Raw genomic sequence first — 17,637 nt, 5'->3', positions numbered from 1 at the left:
TTGGCCAACCCATGGCCAATCATTCCCTTTATCCGGAGTGGAACAGTGACACCCTCGACGCTGCCTATGACCAATGACATCGAAAAACGGCCGCCCTTGTGGATGCGCTGGCTGGATCTGAACGACAAAGCGCTCGCGGTGTTGCTGTTGGCTCCCACCGCTTTTCTGCTGGCGCTGATCATTGTCTATCCTGTGCTGAAGCTTGGCTATACCAGTTTTTTCAATCTGTCCTTAACCTCCGGCCTGCCCGCCGAATTTGTCGGGCTGGACAATTATCGGCTGATGATCAGCGATCCGGTGTTTTGGGAAACCACTTGGAACACCGTACTGATCACCCTGATCACAGTTCCGGGTGCGCTGGTGGTGGGTCTTGCTTTGGCGCTGCTGGCCAATCTGCCGTTTCGCACCCAATGGCCGGTCCGTCTGTCTCTGCTGATTCCGTGGGCGTTGCCGCTGTCTTTCGCAGGGTTGATTTTTGCGTGGTTTTTCCATTCGGAATATGGCGTGGTCAATGATGTGCTCAATCGCTTTGGCCTGCCTGGCGTGATCTGGTTCAATTCCCCCAACTGGGCCTTTGCCGCCATCTGTCTGACGATCATCTGGAAAACATCCTCCTTCATGGCGCTGATCATTCTGGCCGGTCTGCAAACCATTCCCCGCTCACTCTATGAAGCCGCCGATGTGGATGGGGCAGGGCGTATTCGCCAGTTTTGGGAAATTACGCTTCCTCTTTTGAAGCCTTCGATCGCTGTGGGTCTGATTTTCCGAACCATCACTTCGCTGCAAACCTTTGATATTCCCTACATGATGACCGGCGGCGGGCCGGGCACCTCCACCCAAACGCTGGCGATGTATATCCATCAGAACACCGTGTCCTTCCTTGATCTCGGTTATGGCTCGGCGCTGGCTGTGGTGATGTTTGCCCTGTCCATGTGCGTCACCGCCGTTTACCTGCGCGTTATCCGCACCAAGGAGCAAGATTGATGAGCGCCGTTCATACCCGTGGCTTTCCATCGCTGCTCTCCGGCAAACCGTTACGCTTTGCAGCCGCCGCCCTTTTGATCATCAACGGCATGTTTCCGGCGCTGTGGATTCTGTTCACCTCGCTGAAAACCGAGGCCGAACTGACCGTGAAGCCCATCACATGGCTGCCGCATGATCCGACTTTGGCCAACTATATGCGGGCCTTTTCCGATCAGCCTTTGCATCTGTTTTTGTTCAACAGCTTCATGGTGGCACTGCTGTCCACCTGCCTGACACTGTTTGTCTCGGTGCTGGGGGCCTATGCGCTGGCGCGGCTCAATCTGAAATATCGCGGGCTGATCCTGTCGCTGATCATTGCGGTTTCCACCTTTCCGCTGGTCACGCTGCTGGTGCCGCTGTTTGAAATCATGCGGGCACTGAACCTGCTCAACACCTGGGTGGCGCTGGTTTTGCCCTATACCGTGCTGTCACTGCCGGTCTGCACGCTGATGCTGGTGTCGTTCTTTGAAAGCATTCCACGCGATCTGGAAAACGCCGCGATGATTGATGGCTGCACCCGGCTTGGCGCCTTGTTCAAGGTGGTGGTGCCGCTCTGTGCGCCGGGCGTGTTTACGGCGGGCATTCTGGCGTTTGTGAATGCCTGGGATGAGTTTCTTTTGGCCTTGTCGTTCAATTCCAGCCCGACATTGCGCACGCTGCCCGTGGGCATCCAGCTTTATCAGGGCGAATTTGCCTTTCCGTGGCCGGTGATTTCGGCAGCGCTGGTGGTGGGCATTGTGCCTGTTGCGGTGCTGATCGTGATCTTTCAGGAGCGCGTTGTATCAGGCCTGACGGCCGGAGGAATCAAGGGATGAGTGAGAAAACACCTAAGCGCGACCTTAATGATCTGCGCAGCCAGCGCTGGTTTGCCTCCGATGACATGCGCGGCTTTGCCCATCGTCAGCGCACCCAGCAGATGGGAATGCGGCGCGAGGAATTCATGGGTCGCCCGGTGATTGGCATCATCAACACCTGGAGTGAAATGAGCCCCTGCCACGCCCATTTGCGCGACCGCGCCGAAGCGGTCAAGCGCGGTGTGTGGCAGGCCGGGGGCTATCCGGTGGAGCTGCCAGCGCTGTCGGTGGGTGAGGTGATGGTGAAGCCCACCACCATGCTCTATCGCAATTTTCTGGCGATGGAGTGCGAGGAGCTGCTGCGCTGCCACCCGATTGATGGCGCGGTGCTGATGGGCGGCTGTGACAAATCCACGCCTGCGCTGCTGATGGGCGCGATCTCCATGGATATTCCGGTGATTTTTTGCCCGGCGGGTCCGATGTCCAACGGCCAATGGCGCGGTGTGAAAACCGGGGCAGGCACCCATACCAAGAAATATTGGGATGAATTGCGCGCAGGCAATATCACCAAGGATGACTGGGTGGATCTGGAAAGCCGCATGACCCGTTCTGCTGGCACCTGCAACACCATTGGCACGGCCTCGACCATGACCTCGATTGCCGATGCCATGGGCATGACATTACAGGGTGCATCCTCCATTCCGGCCACCGATTCCGGCCATCCGCGCATGGCCTCCAGCTGTGGCGTGCGCATTGTCGAGATGGTGTGGGAGGATTTGAAACCCTCAAAAATCCTCACACGCGATAGCTTCATGAACGGTCTCGTGGCCTATATGGCGCTGGGTGGCTCCACCAATGCGGCCGTGCATATGATTGCCATGGCCAAGCGCGCAGGCGTTGATCTGACGCTGGATGATATGTCAGCCATGGCCGCTAAAGTGCCGGTTGTCACCAATGTCTTCCCATCCGGCGAATATCTGATGGAGGATTTTTACTTTGCGGGCGGCCTCACAGCCCTTCTTCAGAAAATGTCCCGCCATCTGGCGCTCGATTGCCTCACCGTCAATGGCCGCACCCTTGGCGACAACATCAAGGACGCGCCTTGCTGGAATGATGATGTGATCCGCGATGAGGAAAACCCCGTGGTGCCGCTCTCCAAGGGCAAGACGCTAGAAGTGCTACGCGGCAATCTCGCCCCCAATGGTGCGGTGATGAAATCCTCGGCAGCCAATCCGAAATTCCTCAAGCATATTGGCCCCGCCATTGTGTTTGATGATCCGGCCACCATGAACAAGACGCTCGACAATCCCGATCTCGACATTACCGAAGACACGGTGATTATCCTGCGCAATGCCGGGCCTGTGGGTGCGCCGGGCATGCCGGAATGGGGCAATCTGCCAATTCCAAAAAAGCTTCTGAAACAGGGCGTGCGCGATATGGTGCGCATTTCGGACGCCCGCATGAGCGGTACCCATTATGGCACCTGCGTGCTGCATGTGGCCCCCGAAGCCGCCATTGGCGGACCGCTGGCATTGGTCAAAACTGGCGATCTGATTGCGCTGGATGTGTTAGCTGGCACCATCAATATGCAGGTGGATGAGGCCGAACTTGCCGCCCGCCGCACTGCGTGGAAATCCACGGCCAAGCTTTACGACCGCTCTTTTGCCGCCCTTTACCAGCGTCACGTCAGTCAAGCGGATCAGGGCTGCGATTTCGACTTTCTCAGCGGCACAGATCCCGTGCCGGACCCGGTTATTTTCTAAGGATATTTGCCATGAGCATTGTAAACCCCTTCAAGTCTTGGCTGTGCGACAAAGCCCGCCCCACCCCGCTTGGCACATGGTTGATGGCCGCAGCACCCGCCACCGCCGAAGCGCTTGGCTATGCCGGGTTTGATTTTCTGGTGGTGGATATGGAGCATGTACCGATTGAGGTCTCCGATCTCGCCCATATCTTACGCGCCATTGGCTGCACACCTGCGGATGCTATGGTGCGGCTGGCGTGGAACGATCAGGTTCTGGTCAAGCGCTGCCTTGATGCAGGTGCTAGAACCGTGATGCTGCCCTTTGTGCAAAATGCCGACGAGGCAAAAGCGGCTGCCTCTTACACCCGTTATCCGCCCGAGGGCATTCGTGGCGTCGCTGCCGTGCATCGTGGCTCCAAATTCGGCTCAGTGCCGGAATACTTAAAAAACGCCAATCGCGACATCTGCACCATTATCCAGCTGGAAACGCCGGAAGCCATTGAACACCTGCCGGAGATGGCAGCGGTGGACGGCATTGACGCGCTGTTTGTTGGCCCCGGCGATCTTTCCGCTGCTATGGGGCATATTGGCAATATCGCCCATCCAGAAGTGCAGGCGCTGATTGAAAAGGCCGCCAAAGACGCCCATGCGGCAGGCAAGCCGATTGGCATTGTTGGCCCCAACACGGAGATGGTCAAACGCTTCATTGGTTACGGCTATGATTATGCGGCCATCGCCTCCGACATTGCCATGATGACGGGCCGTGCCCATGACTGGCTGAGTCAGATGAAGGGCGAGGCAAAGCCTGCCACTCAGCCCACAGCGGCCTATTGAGGATATGGTTGTGAGAAACACATTTGAGCTGGTCATTGCGGCCCAGACTGATCTTGGAGAATGCCCGCTGTGGTCGGTGGACGAGCAGGTCCTCTATTTCGTCGACATCAAGCAAAGCCGCATTCATCGGCTGGACCCAGCCACCAATCGGCTCTCCGCGCTGTTTTTGCCCGAAGAAGTGGGCTGTATCGGTCTGGTGAAGGGTGGCGGCTTTGTTGCCGGTCTGCGCTCAGGCATTTGGCTGCTCTCTGCCAAAGGAGAGCTGATCCGCAAACTGGCGGATAACCCGGAAGATCAGAGCATCAGCCGCTTTAACGATGGCATGGTGGACCCCATGGGCCGGTTTGTTGCGGGCACGGTCGATGAAACCCGCGAACGCGGCATTGCCAGTCTTTACCGTTACGATGCACGAGGCTTGGAAAAACTGGCGGGTGGGCTTCTCACCTCCAATGGCGTTGCCTTTTCGCCCGATGGCAAGCGGCTCTATCATTCCGATACGCTGCGTTACACGCTCTACACCTATGATTATGATGTGACGACGGGGGCTGCTTCCAACCAACAGGTGTTCGCCCGCTTCGGCAGCGACACCGACAAGGGCCGCCCCGATGGCGGTGCTGTGGATGCCGAAGGTTGCTATTGGACTGCCCTGTTTGAAGGTGGCCGGGTGCAGCGCTATGCACCTGACGGCACATTGCTGGCAGAATATCCCGTACCAGCAAAATGCCCGACCATGGTGTCCTTTGGCGGCCCTGATCTGAAAACCCTCTATTGCACCAGCGCCCGCATTGGTCGCTCGACGGAAGAGCTGACGGAGTATCCGCTCTCCGGTGGCATCTTTGCGCTGCAAACCGATGTGCCCGGCCTGCCAAAACCCCTGTTCAATCCAGAAATCTGAGCCCTACCATGTTCGCTTCCTATGACACCGTTCGTTATCACTCACTTGAAAATCGCAATGTGCTGATTACCGGCGGGGCCTCGGGTCTGGGCGCGGATATGGTGCGCGCCTATCGCGCTCAAGGCGCACATGTTGCCTTTATCGATATTGACGAGACCGCGGGCAAAACCATTGCGGACGAGACCGGAGCAACGTTTCATCTGTGCGATGTTACTGACATTGCCGGTCTGCGCACAACCATTGCCACCATTGAAACCGAGCTCGGCAGCATCAACGTGCTGATCAACAATGCTGGTAAAGACGACCGCCACACGATGGAGACTGTGGAGCCGGAATATTGGCACCGGGCACTGGCGCTCAACCTTGATCATCAGTTTTTTGCAACACAAGCGGTTGCCAAATCTATGGCAGCCAAAGGCTCAGGCTCGATAATCATGCTCGGCTCCATCTCCTGGATGCGTGGGCGCCCCGGCATGGTGGGCTATACTACTGCCAAAGCCGCCATCAATGGCATGACCAAAACCCTGGCCCGCGAGCTTGGCCCCTCCGGCATTCGGGTCAATTGCATTGTGCCCGGAGCCATCGTCACCGAGCGGCAATTGGCGCTCTGGACCACGCCCGAGCAAAACCAGCAGTTCATTGATCTGCAAGCCCTGAAATTCCGTCTCGATGCCAGCCATGTCGCCCGCCTCGCCCTGTTTCTCGGCTCTGATGAGAGCGAAGGCTGCACCGGCGCGAATTTCGTTGTCGATGCCGGTCTCACACAAAACTGAAAGCACACCCCATGAATCTGGAAATTTTAGACAATGGCTTCATGCTTTCCATCGAAGGCCGCGCCCTTCTCACGCACCGCCCGGAAAACCCTTGCCTGTTTGTTGGCAAGGGACAGGAGCGCATGGATATGTATCGCGGCAATTTCGACATTGACGATTACGTTGTCGAGCGCAGCCCGCTGACCCATGCCGAGATTTCCGGCGATGAGATTGCTTTTTCCAATGCACCCGGCCAGGCCGTGCGGTTGGTTTTGACCATTAAGGGCAGTCACGTTGAATTTGCTGCCAAAGACGCGAGTATCAACCGCGTCTGGCTACGCCTTGTTGCTGAAGAACCGGAACATGTCTGGGGCGGTGGCGAGCAAATGTCTTATTTCGACATGCGCGGTCGTCGCTTTCCGCTTTGGACATCGGAGCCGGGCGTGGGCCGGGATAAATCCACCGAAATCACCTGGAAGGCCGATGTCACCGGCAAATCGGGTGGTGATTATTACAACACCAATTATCCGCAACCGACCTATCTCACCTCGCGCCGCATTGCCGTGCATGTCGAAACCACCGCCTATTCGGTGTTTGATTTCCGCAATGCCGATTTCCACGAGGTCGAAATCTGGGCCGTGCCCGAGCGCGTTGAACTGTTTGCGGCACCAACTTTTGTTGATCTGGTCGGCCAACTCTCCATCCGTTTTGGTCGCCAACCCATGTTGCCGGACTGGGTCTATGGTGGGGCGATCATTGGCCTCAAGGACGGGGAAAATTCCTTCACACGTCTGGAAGCGTTCCGCGCCGCTGGCGTGAAAGTCTCGGGCCTTTGGTGCGAAGATTGGGTGGGGCTTCGCCACACATCCTTCGGCGCACGCCTGTTTTGGGACTGGCAGGCCAATGAGCAGCGCTATCCAGACCTGCACAACAAGATCAAGGAATTACGCTTCGAAGGCATTCGCTTCCTTGGCTACGTAAACCCCTATCTGTGCGTCGACGGCCCGTTGTTTCCGATTGCCGAAGCCGCTGGCTATTTTGCAACCGATGAGCAGGGCAAAACGGCACTGGTTGATTTTGGCGAGTTTGATTGCGGCGTGGTGGATTTCACCAATCCGGCAGCAGCAGACTGGTTTGCTGAAGAGGTGATCGGCAAAAACATGCTGGATTATGGCCTCTCCGGCTGGATGGCAGATTTTGGCGAGTATCTACCTATCGACGTCAAACTGGCCAATGGCATTGACGCCAAATTGATGCACAATCCTTGGCCAACGCTGTGGGCCGAGGTCAATGCCAAAGCGGTAGAAAGCCGCGGCCTGACGGGCGATACGCTGTTTTTCATGCGCGCGGGCTTTACCGGGGTGCAGGCCCATTGCCCGTTGTTGTGGGGTGGCGACCAATCGGTGGATTTCTCCCGTCATGATGGGTTGGTCACGGTCATGTCCGGGGCGCTGTCGTCGGGCCTTTTGGGCAATGCCTATCACCACTCCGATATTGGCGGCTACACCAGCCTGTTTGGCAATGTTCGCACGGCAGAACTGATCATGCGTTGGAGCGAAATGGCGGCATTTACGCCGGTCATGCGCAGCCATGAGGGAAACCGCCCGAAAGACAATTTGCAGATTGATCAAGACCCGCAGGTTCTGGCACATTTTGCGAAGATGACGCAGATTTATGTACATCTCGCCCCTTACCTGAAATCACTCTCGCAGCAAGCCGCAGAGACTGGCCTTCCGGTTCAACGGCCCCTGTTTTTGCATTATGAGGCCGATGTTGCCACCTACACCATTCAGGATGCCTATCTCTATGGTTCCGATCTGCTGGTGGCCCCGGTGTGGAAAGCAGGCGAAACGACACGCGGCCTCTATCTGCCAAAGGGTGGTCGCTGGGTCCACGTCTGGAGTGGGGAAGAATTTGACGGCGGTGAGACAATCAGCGTTTCTGCACCCTTGGGTCAACCTGCTGTTTTCTATCGTCAGGCTACGGATTTCACGAGCCTGTTTGAAGGATTGCGGCAGCTATGACACTGGACATAGCCGGTCTTGGTATCGGTCTGGGCGGATTGCTGCTCCTCACCGCCATTGCCGCTTACATGCAAACCCTCACGGGTTTTGCATTTGGCCTGATCATGATGGGTGGCGTTGGCCTCACAGGCGTTATTCCTCTGCGCGAGGCAGCCATTCTTGTCAGCGTGCTGGTCATCGTCAATGCGCTGCAAGTGTTGCGCCATGGCTGGCGCGACATTGCCATGGCCGAGTTCATACCCATCATTCTCTCCAGTCTGGTGTTTTTGCTGGTGGGCTATTGGCTGCTTGGCATTCTCCTTGCCGCATCGCTTGACTGGCTAAAGCTTGTTTTGGGCACCATCATCGTTCTTTCCAGCCTGCAATTGCTGCTTAAGCCTGCACCTTTAACGCAACGCTCCAGCACAGGTTCTTTCGTGTTTTTTGGAGCCATTGCAGGCTTGATGGGCGGGTTGTTTTCAACTGCTGGCCCGCCGCTGGTCTATCATCTGTATCGCCAGCCCCTGAATGCGAGAAGCGTGCGCGAAACACTGGTGGCCGTCTTTGCCATCAACGCGCTCATCCGGCTGGTGACGGTTGCGGCCGCGGGCACAATACCATCCTCGCATTTCTGGTGGAGCCTTACCACGATTCCGGTGGTTATCGGCTTCACCTTTCTTGCCAAGCGCTGGCCTCCGCCAATTTCACCCGCCACCATGCGCCGCCTAGCCTTTCTGCTGCTCTTTCTTTCGGGTGTGTCGCTTGCCGCGCCCGCATTGTTCACACTGTTTGGAGATATCGCATGACCCACCCGCTGAAGACAGCATTGAAAGATCCGTCCCTACTGACAACAAAAGCCTTTGTTGGCGGACAATGGGTAGAGGCCACTGACGGTCAGACCTTTGCCGTGACCGATCCATTTGACGGAGCCCTTATTGCCAACGTGGCTTCGCTTTCGCGCAGCGACGTTCGTGCGGCAATTGACGAGGCCGAAATTGCCCAGAAAGACTGGGCCAAGCGCACCGCAAAGGAGCGCTCCAAAACGTTGAAAACCTGGTTTGAGCTGATCATCGCCAATGCCGATGATCTGGCACTGATCCTGACCACCGAACAAGGCAAGCCACTGTCTGAAGCCAAGGGCGAAATTGTCTCCAACGCCGCTTATCTTGAATGGTTTGCCGAGGAAGCCAAGCGCCTTGATGGCGATATCATTCCCGGTGCCAATCCTGGCCAGCGCATCATGGTCATCAAACAGCCGGTGGGCGTGTGTGCGGCCATCACACCATGGAATTTCCCCAATGGCATGATCACCCGCAAGGCGGGCCCTGCCCTTGCCGCCGGATGCAGCCTGATTTTGAAGCCAGCCGCCCAAACACCGCTCTCAGCTCTCGCCTTGGCCGTGTTGGCCGAGCGCGCCGGTATTCCTGCCGGGGTCTTTTCTGTCGTGCCGGGGGATGCAGAGCCAATCGGCCTTGAGTTTTGCCACAATCCCAAGATTGCCAAAATCACCTTTACGGGCTCCACCCGCGTTGGCCGCTGGCTGATGCGTGAGGCATCAGACAACATCAAACGCTTGTCGCTGGAGCTTGGCGGCAATGCACCCTTTATCGTCTTTGATGATGCCGATCTTGATGCCGCCGTTGATGGCGCAATGATCTCGAAATTTCGCAACGCAGGCCAGACCTGCGTGTGCGCCAACCGCATCTATGTTCAAGACAGCGTGGTTGATGCCTTTACCGAGAAATTGCTGGCCAAAGTCGCCAACCTGCAATTGGGTCGCGGCACGGAATCAGGCACCACCCAAGGCCCGCTGATCGATGACCGCGCCGTTGCCAAAATGGAAGAGCATGTGCGCGATGCATTGGAACACGGTGCAACATTGATGGCGGGCGGCAAGCGCAGCGCCCTTGGCGGCAATTTTTATGAACCAACCGTGATGCGTGGCGTGACCCAAGCCATGAAAGTGGCCAAGGAAGAAACCTTCGCACCGCTCGCACCCATCATCGCTTTCAAGGATGAGGCCGAGGTGATCGCCATGGCCAATGACAGTGAATTCGGCCTCGCCTCTTATTTCTATGCCAAGGATATGGCTCGGATTTTCCGCGTCTCCGAAGCACTCCAAGCCGGCATGGTGGGCGTCAACACCGGCATGATCGCCAATGAGATGGCACCCTTTGGCGGCGTCAAACAATCCGGCCTCGGCCGCGAGGGCTCAAAATACGGCATCGAAGGCTTCGTTGAGCTGAAATACATCTGCCTTTCGGGTCTGTAACACACCAATACCGTCAGATGGTGCTTTTGGCAAAAAGCACCATCCACACCGCGATACAACCAAAAACCCGACGATGGATAGCGGTCAAAAATGTGCCTTCGTGGAATTTACCAGCATGGTCCGTGATAAGCGGACCGTGCTTTTTGCTGCATCGCAAAAAATCTATGGCATCACGAGAGATGCAACAACAGAACACCCTAATATAATGATATTTCTCGATTATTTCGTTATTTATTTCCGTGCATTACCGTTTTTTCAGACAAAATTAAGGCAAGAGATTTAATCGTTTCAGGCAAGATGCGTGAGGGTATTTTATGATTGTGCGGGCCTTATTCTTCATCATTGCCACGGCGTTCACCGTCGTCACTGCTGCGCATGCGCAAGAGGCGAAAGCCATTTATTATAATTCCAGCGGCAACAAAGAAAAGACCTTGGGCTTCAAGGCTCTTCAACTTGCATTTGAAAAAATCGGTAATCCTTATGTTCTGAAACCGTCGACGATTGGCTTCAACACAACCAATGCCATGATTGAAGCCCTCACCAACGGCGACAAGCTGGATATTCTGTGGGCGTCGGCATCCAACAAGGCCTCAGAAAAGCTTTTGGCGGTTCCTTTTCCGATCGACCGTGGCCTGCTGGGCATGCGCATTCTGCTGATTGACGGCGCGCGTCAAAATGAATTCAGCCAGGTTAAAAACCTCGATGACTTGAAGAAATTCGTTGCGCTTCAGGGCCTTGGCTGGGCAGATGTTGATGTTTTGCGAAAATCAGGCCTGACCGTGAGAACCGGCTCTCCAAAAAACCTCTACAAGATGACGGTCGGCGGACGTGGCGATCATTTTGCACGCGGTGCCTTCGAGGCCTTTAACGAGCAGTCCCGTGAGGTCGCCAACGTCCCCGGTCTTGCTGTCGAAAAGACCATCCTTTTGCAATACGAATCCAGCAATACATTCTACGTGAAGAAAAATAACACCAAGCTGCGTGACGACATTCTTCGCGGGCTGGAAATTGCCTGGAAAGATGGAAGTTATAACGCGCTTTTCTTTGACGATGCCGATGTCAAAACAGCGCTCAGCAAGGGTGATTTCAAAAATCGCACCCTTATCAAAATCAACAATCCAAACTTCCCAACGGACCTCGCAAAGGCAGATGCCCGCTATTGGTATGATCCAAAACAGTAAACTGACCAAAACAGCAAACTGAAACGTGCAGAATTGGGCCGTGGCGCGCAAGCGCATTGTGAACGCGGCCCAACCCAACAACAATCCTTAGCATCGTGCTCATTTTGATGACTGCCACGACGCTTTATTCGGACGTTTTTCCAAATTTTCGGGATGTGGCAAGATGATGAAAAGCAGATCAATTCGAACACAAGTCATGGTGCCATCTCTGGCGCTGATTGTCATCGGCCTTGGGGCTGTAACAGCCTATTCCGGCTGGTCGCGGACCATGAGCATGACGGAGTCCTTCCAGCAGAAGGTCAAGCTGACCTCCGCCATGGCATCATCCGGTGCGGCAACGGCCATGTGGCAATTTGACAAGGATCTGGCCAAAGACACCTTCTTGCCAGCCGCAACAGACCGCGATTTCAGAGCCGCCGTGATCCTTGATGATCAGGGCAAGCCGTTTTTCACCACCGGTCAAGCAGACATCGTAAGCGCTGCCGCTCTTGCTGCCAACCGCAACCCCGATGACAGCGCTGACCAGGCAATCAGTTTTGAGACGGCCCCGCTCAAACACACCGAAGAAGGCAAGGAAATGACCATCGGCACCATGGTCATCGCCTTTGATAAAGCAGCGATTGCGGCAGACGCCAACCATTCGCTGGCAACGCTTGCCATGATCGCCCTTTTCGTTTTGCTGCTGGTCGGTGCTGCGCTCTATGCGCTGATGCGCACCATCACCGGCCCGATCGGCTCGCTCTCCGAGGTCATGGAAAAGCTGTCTTCCGGCAAGCTGGAAACAATTGTGCCCAATCAGGACCGTGGCGATGAAATTGGCGCGATGTCGCGTGCGGTCGAATATTTCAAGGAGAGCGTCTATTCTGCATCCAGCTTGCAAAGAGAAGCTGACGAGAGCCGCAGAGCACAGGAAGAACGCCGCCGTCTGCGTGAAGAAGCCGAGCAAGCCCGTCTCGCCGCCATGTCCAGCGCCACAACCAGCCTGGCGAAGGGCTTACAAACTTTGGCAAACGGCGATTTGACCGCAAGCATCTCCGAGCAACTGCCCGAAGAATTTGAAGGCTTGCGCCAGAATTTCAATGATGCCGTGGCGCAATTGCGTGACACGCTGTCCATGGTGGTGATCACCGCCAACAACATTGATGCAGGAACCCGCGATATTGCCAGCAACACCAATGATCTCGCCCGCCGCACCGAGCAGCAGGCTGCATCGCTGGAAGAAACGGCAGCGGCTTTGAACGAGATCACCACCAATATTTCGTCCTCTTTGAAACTCACCGAAGAAGCCCGCCACGTGGCGATTGAAGCCAGCAGTGGTGCCGATAAATCTGGCGATGTCATGGAAAATGCCGTTGCTGCCATGAGCCGGATTGAAACCAGCGCCGCGCAGATCGCCAATATCATTGGCGTCATCGATGAAATTGCCTTCCAGACCAACCTGCTTGCTTTGAATGCTGGCGTGGAAGCGGCGCGCGCTGGCGAAGCGGGCAAAGGCTTTGCCGTGGTGGCGCAGGAAGTGCGTGAACTGGCCCAGCGCTCGGCCAATGCTGCACGCGAAATCAAGGGATTGATCGAAAATTCAACCCGCGAAGTGTCTATTGGTGTCGATCTGGTCTCCACCACCGGCACGGCTCTCAACGAGATTGGCGGATTGATTGGTCAGGTGAACCAGCGGATTGCATCTATTGCGACAGCAACGCGCGAACAATCCTCAGGCCTGAGCGAAATCAACACAGCGGTCAATCACATGGACCAAAACACCCAGCATAACGCCGCGATGGTGGAGGAAACCAGTGCAGCATCCGGTGCCCTCGCCTCCGAAGCCGACAAATTGCGCATGCTGGTGTCCAAGTTCGTCATTGATCGGCCTGGCCAGACGAGACACTACAGAAGTGCGGCCTAAACTAATAAAGGACGCGCGCCTGATGCAATCAGGCGCGCGTTCCCATCATCCCTTTACGCCGGATGAAATCATGATCGCGTCTGTAACACGGCGCTGGAAAATCAGATAAGCCGCAATCACCGGCAAGGCCGCTAGCATGGCCACCGCCATAAGCTTGGCAAAGTGCAAGCCGAAGGTGTCGTGCACTTGCGTAATCCCGACCGGCACCGTCATCATATCTTCAGACGTGATCACCAGAAATGGCCAGAAGAAACTGTTCCACACACCGATAAAGGTGACAATGGCAAGCGCCGTGGTGATGCCCCAGTTCAGCGGCAAATAGACTTTAAACAGGATGGTAAATTCACCACCGCCGTCTAACACCACGGCCTCGCGCATTTCTTTGGGTACAGCGTCAAAAAACTGCTTATAGACAATAATCACCACCGGCACGACCAGTTGTGGCAGGATGATCCCGGCCCAGGTGTTGATCAAATCGAGATTTTTCATCAGGATAAACTGGGTGACGACCAAGGCCTGCGTGGGCACCATGAAGCTGGCCAGAACAACGCCATACAGCAGACCGCGCCCCGGAAATTTGATCTGCGAGAGTGCGTAGGCACACATCACCGAAATCAGCAAAACAACCACGGTGGCAATCACCGCCGTGCCAATGGAATTGACGTACCAAAGCATCAATTTGGTATCAAACAAGGCGCTGGCATAGGCGTGAAGGTCGATCTCGTTTGGCCAGAGGCTGGCATTGCCAACCACATTTTGCTCGGAGCGGATGGATGTCAAAAAGGCCCAGTACAGCGGAAAAATCCAAATAAGGCCGACGCCCAGCGTGGCCACCGTGAGAACGAGCGTTTCAATTCGCTTCATCATACTCATGATGATCTCCTGATGCGCAGAAGTTGAAACTGTAAGACCGAGATAATGGCAATCAGCAAAAACAGCACTGTGGATACTGCAGAGGCATAGCCGCCTTTGTTGAGCTGAAATGCGTCGCGATAAACCTGCATGAGCAAAACATAGGAGGAATTGAAAGGCCCACCTTTGCTTAGAAGATAGACCTGATCAAAAATCTTGAGCTGCAGAATTAGCTGCAACGTCAAAATCAGTGCCGTTACCGGCCACAGCAGCGGCCATGTTATCCGTGAGAATTTTTGCAACGTTGTGGCACCATCCAGCGAGGCTGCCTCATACAATTCAGGCGGCACATTACGAAGGCCCGCAATGAACAACAGCACGTTAAAGCCGTTGGTCCACCAGATGGTCACAACGGCAATCATTGGCATCACCCAATAGGGGTGCTTGAAAACCGCAATGGGCTTGCCTGCAAAAAACGAAATCAATGGCTCGGCGATGCCAAATTGAAGATCCGTCATCCACATCCAGATTTGCGTGACCACCGACACCGGCAGCACATAGGGTAGAAAAAACAGCGACATCGCCACGGCCTGTTTGAACCCGGAAAGCCGGTTGACCGAAAGTGCTATCAACAGCGCAATCACCGTTGTTGGCACAACGGTCAGAAGCACAAAATAACCGTTGTTTTTCAAAGATGTCATAAACAGCTTATCACTCAGCAGCCGGATATAATTATCGATCCCAACCCAGTTGCCCTTGCCCACCAGCGGTGCATCGGTGAAGCTCAGATGCACCATTTCCACGGTGGGATAGAGAAAAAACAGCGTGAATATTGTCAAAAAAGGTGCAACCATCACCAGAGCTGCGAAGCCCTTTTTGCGCCGGTTTTCCAGCATTGCCATCGGGCAATCTCCCCTATTGCTTACAGTATATGCATGTCTCCCGGCAGGGCTGCCCACCGGGAGACATCCGCTTACTTCAGCATGCCTTGAAGCTCGCTCTTCATCTGCTCGACAGCATCTTCAGGCGTCATATAGCCTTGAACCGCAGGGGCCAGCAGATTGAGCGCGGCATCATAGGTGGGCGATGCAACACCGGTGATGACCGATTTCGGATCAAACGCTGCGGTTTTGACCAAGGGGGCATAGGTCGCATTTGGCTCCAGCTTTTTGTAAGCATCGCCTTCGGTCACTGGCTTATAGGCTGGAATATGGCCCGCATCGGCCCATTGAATTGCGTGTTTTTCGATCCAGCCAATGGCCTTCATCACCGCAGCACGCTTTTCGCCAGAGATGGTTTTGTCGCCCTGATTGGGGATGGCAAAGGCATGGGAGTCAGCCCAGGTGGCAGATTTTCCCATCCATGGTGGGATCTCGATCGCACCCCATTTAAAACCAAGCTTGTCCTTGTTGACCAGATCCTTATAGGTCGGCACTTCCCACACACCATTGAGCTGGAACGCCGCCTTGCCGGATGTATAAAGTGCGACAGAGGATTCATAATCCGCCTGCTCCGGTGCCCAGCCTTTTTCACGCCAATCCGACATGATCTGAACAGCCTTCACCGCCTTTGCGGTGTTATCGCCGGGCAAAACCTGACCATTTTCAATAAAAGTGCCGCCTTCTTGGGACAAAAGCGTGTAGAAAACCCGCCAAATGCCAGCAGGCGCACCAGTCTCATAGGTCACAGGTGTCTTGACGCCATGATCTTTTGCCCAGGCCAACGCTGCCTCAAAATCCTTCATGGTGCTGATACCGGTCAGCTTGCCATTGCTATCAATGTAAGGTGAGCCTTTCAGCAAATCTGCATTGTAGTAAAGGACAATGGCGTGGATATCGAGCGGCACAGCATAGAGCTTGCCATTTTCGGTTGCCGCCGCCATGGGGGCTTCAAAAAAGTCGCTTTTGCGTAAGCCCGCGTCCTTCAGATCCTGATCGGTAATCGGGCTTAGAATGTTCTCCGACACGGCCAAAGGCACACGCGAGAGATGATAGGTCATAACATCAGGCGCTTCGCCGACGGATGCCGCAGTGCGCACCTTGGTGTAAAATGGCACGCCCCATTCCAATGTTGTGCCATTGATCTTGATGTCCGGGTGCTCGTCATTAAAGGCCTTGATCAGCGCCTTCATCCGCACACCATCACCGCCACTGAAGAAATCCCACCAGGTAATCTCCTGCTGCGCAAATGCCGGAACAGCTGTCAAAGCGACAGCGGAGCCTAAAAGTAAAGCTTTGATAAATTTCATCTCTTCCTCCTTTTTTCTGCCCGACTGATCCAGCTCGGCAGACCTCCCAGTTTTATTTGGTCCTATCGCAGTCTTTCGCCCTTGCTATCGAAAACCAGTATCTTGTTGGCATCCGCCGTGAGGCACACCGTGGTGCCATCCAGCCGTTGGCGCGAGCCTTGGCGTTGTACAATCACCTCACGGCCTCCAACCGTGCGGGCGTACAAATACGAGACGTCGCCAAGTTCTTCCGCCACCTCGACATTGACTTTGATACCGCTGTCGCCGAGCCGAAAATGCTCTGGCCGAATACCAATCTCCACCGCTTGCCCGATCTCAAGGGCTTGAGAAATCGGAGCCTCAAGGGAATGCTCCCCCTCTGAAAGGGTCAGCGTGGCCATTCCATCCTTCTGCCCGCTGACCCGTGCGGGAAGAAAATTCATAGCCGGCGAGCCAATGAAGCCGGCAACAAAGCGGTTGTCGGGATTGTCATACAGTTCCAGCGGTGCACCCGCCTGCTGCAAGATTCCGCCCTTGAGCACGAAAATCTTGTCTGCCAAGGTCATCGCTTCCACCTGATCATGGGTGACATAGATCATTGTCGCGCCGAGCTGGCGGTGCAGACGGGTTAGCTCCAAACGCATCTGCACCCGCAATTCGGCATCAAGATTGGAAAGCGGTTCGTCAAACAGGAAAACCTTGGGCTGGCGCACAATGGCTCTGCCAATTGCCACCCGCTGGCGCTGGCCACCGGAAAGCTGCGAGGGCTTTTTCTGCAACTGCTCATCAAGCTGCAAAATACGCGAGGCCTCGCCAACCCGGCGAAGAACATCTTCTTTGGGTGCCCGCGCCAACCGCAGGCTGAAGGCCATGTTTTCAAACACGCTCAGATGCGGATAGAGCGCGTAGTTTTGAAAAACCATGGCAACACCGCGTTTGGCTGGCTCCATCTGCGTAACGTCTTGTCCCTCAATCGAAATCATGCCGGAACTGGTCTCCTCAAGACCGGCAATCATCCGCAGCAGGGTCGATTTTCCGCAACCGGAAGGGCCGACGAAGACCGCAAAGCCTCCGTCGGGAATATCCATGGACACGTCCTTGATCACGTTAAACGCACCAAAGGACTTGGCGACATTGGTGAGGCGGACACTCATGAT

At 55.4% G+C, this 17,637-nt stretch carries 15 protein-coding genes; 11 read left to right on the top strand and 4 right to left on the bottom strand.

What is annotated here, in order from left to right:
- The first annotated feature begins 66 nt into the window (after positions 1–66).
- The 11 genes from BJF95_RS00755 (at position 67) to BJF95_RS00700 (ending at position 13,401) form a co-directional block, all read left to right on the top strand.
- Complete coding sequence (locus BJF95_RS00755) at positions 67–984, top strand: carbohydrate ABC transporter permease (RefSeq protein WP_075637534.1); 918 nt, start codon at positions 67–69, stop codon at positions 982–984.
- The gene (locus BJF95_RS00750) at positions 984–1,838 is read left to right on the top strand and encodes a carbohydrate ABC transporter permease (RefSeq protein WP_075637533.1); all 855 of its coding nucleotides are present in this window, start codon (positions 984–986) and stop codon (positions 1,836–1,838) included. Before BJF95_RS00755 ends, BJF95_RS00750 begins: the two co-directional genes overlap by 1 nt.
- On the top strand, positions 1,835–3,580 hold the full coding sequence (gene araD / locus BJF95_RS00745; protein WP_075637532.1) for an L-arabinonate dehydratase: 1,746 nt from the start codon (positions 1,835–1,837) through the stop codon (positions 3,578–3,580). The genes BJF95_RS00750 and araD overlap by 4 nt, the downstream gene beginning before the upstream one ends.
- Before the next feature lie 11 nt (positions 3,581–3,591).
- The gene (locus tag BJF95_RS00740) at positions 3,592–4,395 is read left to right on the top strand and encodes an HpcH/HpaI aldolase family protein (protein WP_075637531.1); all 804 of its coding nucleotides are present in this window, start codon (positions 3,592–3,594) and stop codon (positions 4,393–4,395) included.
- A gap of 10 nt (positions 4,396–4,405) precedes the next feature.
- Entirely contained in the window at positions 4,406–5,290 is an 885-nt protein-coding gene (locus BJF95_RS00735; protein WP_083638628.1) for an SMP-30/gluconolactonase/LRE family protein, read from the top strand.
- An 8-nt stretch (positions 5,291–5,298) separates the two neighbouring features.
- A complete protein-coding gene (locus BJF95_RS00730; RefSeq protein WP_075637529.1) occupies positions 5,299–6,063 on the top strand; it encodes an SDR family NAD(P)-dependent oxidoreductase in 765 nt (254 codons plus the stop codon).
- Positions 6,064–6,074: 11 nt separating this feature from the next.
- Positions 6,075–8,066: an alpha-glucosidase gene (locus tag BJF95_RS00725; protein WP_075637528.1), complete on the top strand. Its 1,992-nt coding sequence runs from the start codon at positions 6,075–6,077 to the stop codon at positions 8,064–8,066.
- Complete coding sequence (locus BJF95_RS00720) at positions 8,063–8,851, top strand: TSUP family transporter (protein ID WP_075637527.1); 789 nt, start codon at positions 8,063–8,065, stop codon at positions 8,849–8,851. Before BJF95_RS00725 ends, BJF95_RS00720 begins: the two co-directional genes overlap by 4 nt.
- Entirely contained in the window at positions 8,848–10,317 is a 1,470-nt protein-coding gene (locus tag BJF95_RS00715) for an NAD-dependent succinate-semialdehyde dehydrogenase (protein ID WP_075637526.1), read from the top strand. The genes BJF95_RS00720 and BJF95_RS00715 overlap by 4 nt, the downstream gene beginning before the upstream one ends.
- Before the next feature lie 314 nt (positions 10,318–10,631).
- A complete protein-coding gene (locus BJF95_RS00705; RefSeq protein ID WP_075637524.1) occupies positions 10,632–11,498 on the top strand; it encodes a type 2 periplasmic-binding domain-containing protein in 867 nt (288 codons plus the stop codon).
- Between the two features lie 196 nt (positions 11,499–11,694).
- The gene (locus tag BJF95_RS00700; protein ID WP_075637523.1) at positions 11,695–13,401 is read left to right on the top strand and encodes a methyl-accepting chemotaxis protein; all 1,707 of its coding nucleotides are present in this window, start codon (positions 11,695–11,697) and stop codon (positions 13,399–13,401) included.
- 45 nt (positions 13,402–13,446) lie between these two features.
- Here the strand turns inward: BJF95_RS00700 and BJF95_RS00695 are convergent, their stop codons facing one another.
- The 4 genes from BJF95_RS00695 to BJF95_RS00680 form a co-directional block, all read right to left on the bottom strand.
- Positions 13,447–14,274, bottom strand: coding sequence for a carbohydrate ABC transporter permease (locus BJF95_RS00695; protein ID WP_075637522.1), 828 nt, complete (start codon positions 14,272–14,274; stop codon positions 13,447–13,449).
- Positions 14,271–15,149 carry a carbohydrate ABC transporter permease gene (locus BJF95_RS00690; RefSeq protein WP_139317348.1) on the bottom strand — a complete coding sequence of 293 codons (879 nt, stop codon included), beginning with the start codon at positions 15,147–15,149 and terminating at the stop codon, positions 14,271–14,273. Before BJF95_RS00690 ends, BJF95_RS00695 begins: the two co-directional genes overlap by 4 nt.
- Positions 15,150–15,226: 77 nt before the next feature.
- Positions 15,227–16,501, bottom strand: coding sequence for an extracellular solute-binding protein (locus tag BJF95_RS00685; protein ID WP_075637520.1), 1,275 nt, complete (start codon positions 16,499–16,501; stop codon positions 15,227–15,229).
- Positions 16,502–16,563: 62 nt separating this feature from the next.
- On the bottom strand, positions 16,564–17,634 hold the full coding sequence (locus BJF95_RS00680) for an ABC transporter ATP-binding protein (protein WP_075637519.1): 1,071 nt from the start codon (positions 17,632–17,634) through the stop codon (positions 16,564–16,566).
- Between the last annotated feature and the right edge of the window lie 3 nt (positions 17,635–17,637).

It is taken from the genome of Rhizobium oryziradicis (genome assembly GCF_001939045.1).
GTDB lineage: Bacteria > Pseudomonadota > Alphaproteobacteria > Rhizobiales > Rhizobiaceae > Allorhizobium > Allorhizobium oryziradicis.
The sequence above is the reverse complement of the archived record's forward strand: the minus strand, read 5'-3'. Positions and strand labels throughout refer to the sequence as shown.

Coding starts and splice junctions, on each gene's coding strand:
- BJF95_RS00755 (WP_075637534.1), top strand. CDS start 67: ATGACCAATGACATCGAAAAACGGCCGCCCTTGTGGATGCGCTGGCTG.
- BJF95_RS00750 (WP_075637533.1), top strand. CDS start 984: ATGAGCGCCGTTCATACCCGTGGCTTTCCATCGCTGCTCTCCGGCAAA.
- araD (WP_075637532.1), top strand. CDS start 1,835: ATGAGTGAGAAAACACCTAAGCGCGACCTTAATGATCTGCGCAGCCAG.
- BJF95_RS00740 (WP_075637531.1), top strand. CDS start 3,592: ATGAGCATTGTAAACCCCTTCAAGTCTTGGCTGTGCGACAAAGCCCGC.
- BJF95_RS00730 (WP_075637529.1), top strand. CDS start 5,299: ATGTTCGCTTCCTATGACACCGTTCGTTATCACTCACTTGAAAATCGC.
- BJF95_RS00725 (WP_075637528.1), top strand. CDS start 6,075: ATGAATCTGGAAATTTTAGACAATGGCTTCATGCTTTCCATCGAAGGC.
- BJF95_RS00720 (WP_075637527.1), top strand. CDS start 8,063: ATGACACTGGACATAGCCGGTCTTGGTATCGGTCTGGGCGGATTGCTG.
- BJF95_RS00715 (WP_075637526.1), top strand. CDS start 8,848: ATGACCCACCCGCTGAAGACAGCATTGAAAGATCCGTCCCTACTGACA.
- BJF95_RS00705 (WP_075637524.1), top strand. CDS start 10,632: ATGATTGTGCGGGCCTTATTCTTCATCATTGCCACGGCGTTCACCGTC.
- BJF95_RS00700 (WP_075637523.1), top strand. CDS start 11,695: ATGGTGCCATCTCTGGCGCTGATTGTCATCGGCCTTGGGGCTGTAACA.
- BJF95_RS00695 (WP_075637522.1), bottom strand. CDS start 14,274: ATGAGTATGATGAAGCGAATTGAAACGCTCGTTCTCACGGTGGCCACG.
- BJF95_RS00690 (WP_139317348.1), bottom strand. CDS start 15,149: ATGCTGGAAAACCGGCGCAAAAAGGGCTTCGCAGCTCTGGTGATGGTT.
- BJF95_RS00685 (WP_075637520.1), bottom strand. CDS start 16,501: ATGAAATTTATCAAAGCTTTACTTTTAGGCTCCGCTGTCGCTTTGACA.
- BJF95_RS00680 (WP_075637519.1), bottom strand. CDS start 17,634: ATGAGTGTCCGCCTCACCAATGTCGCCAAGTCCTTTGGTGCGTTTAAC.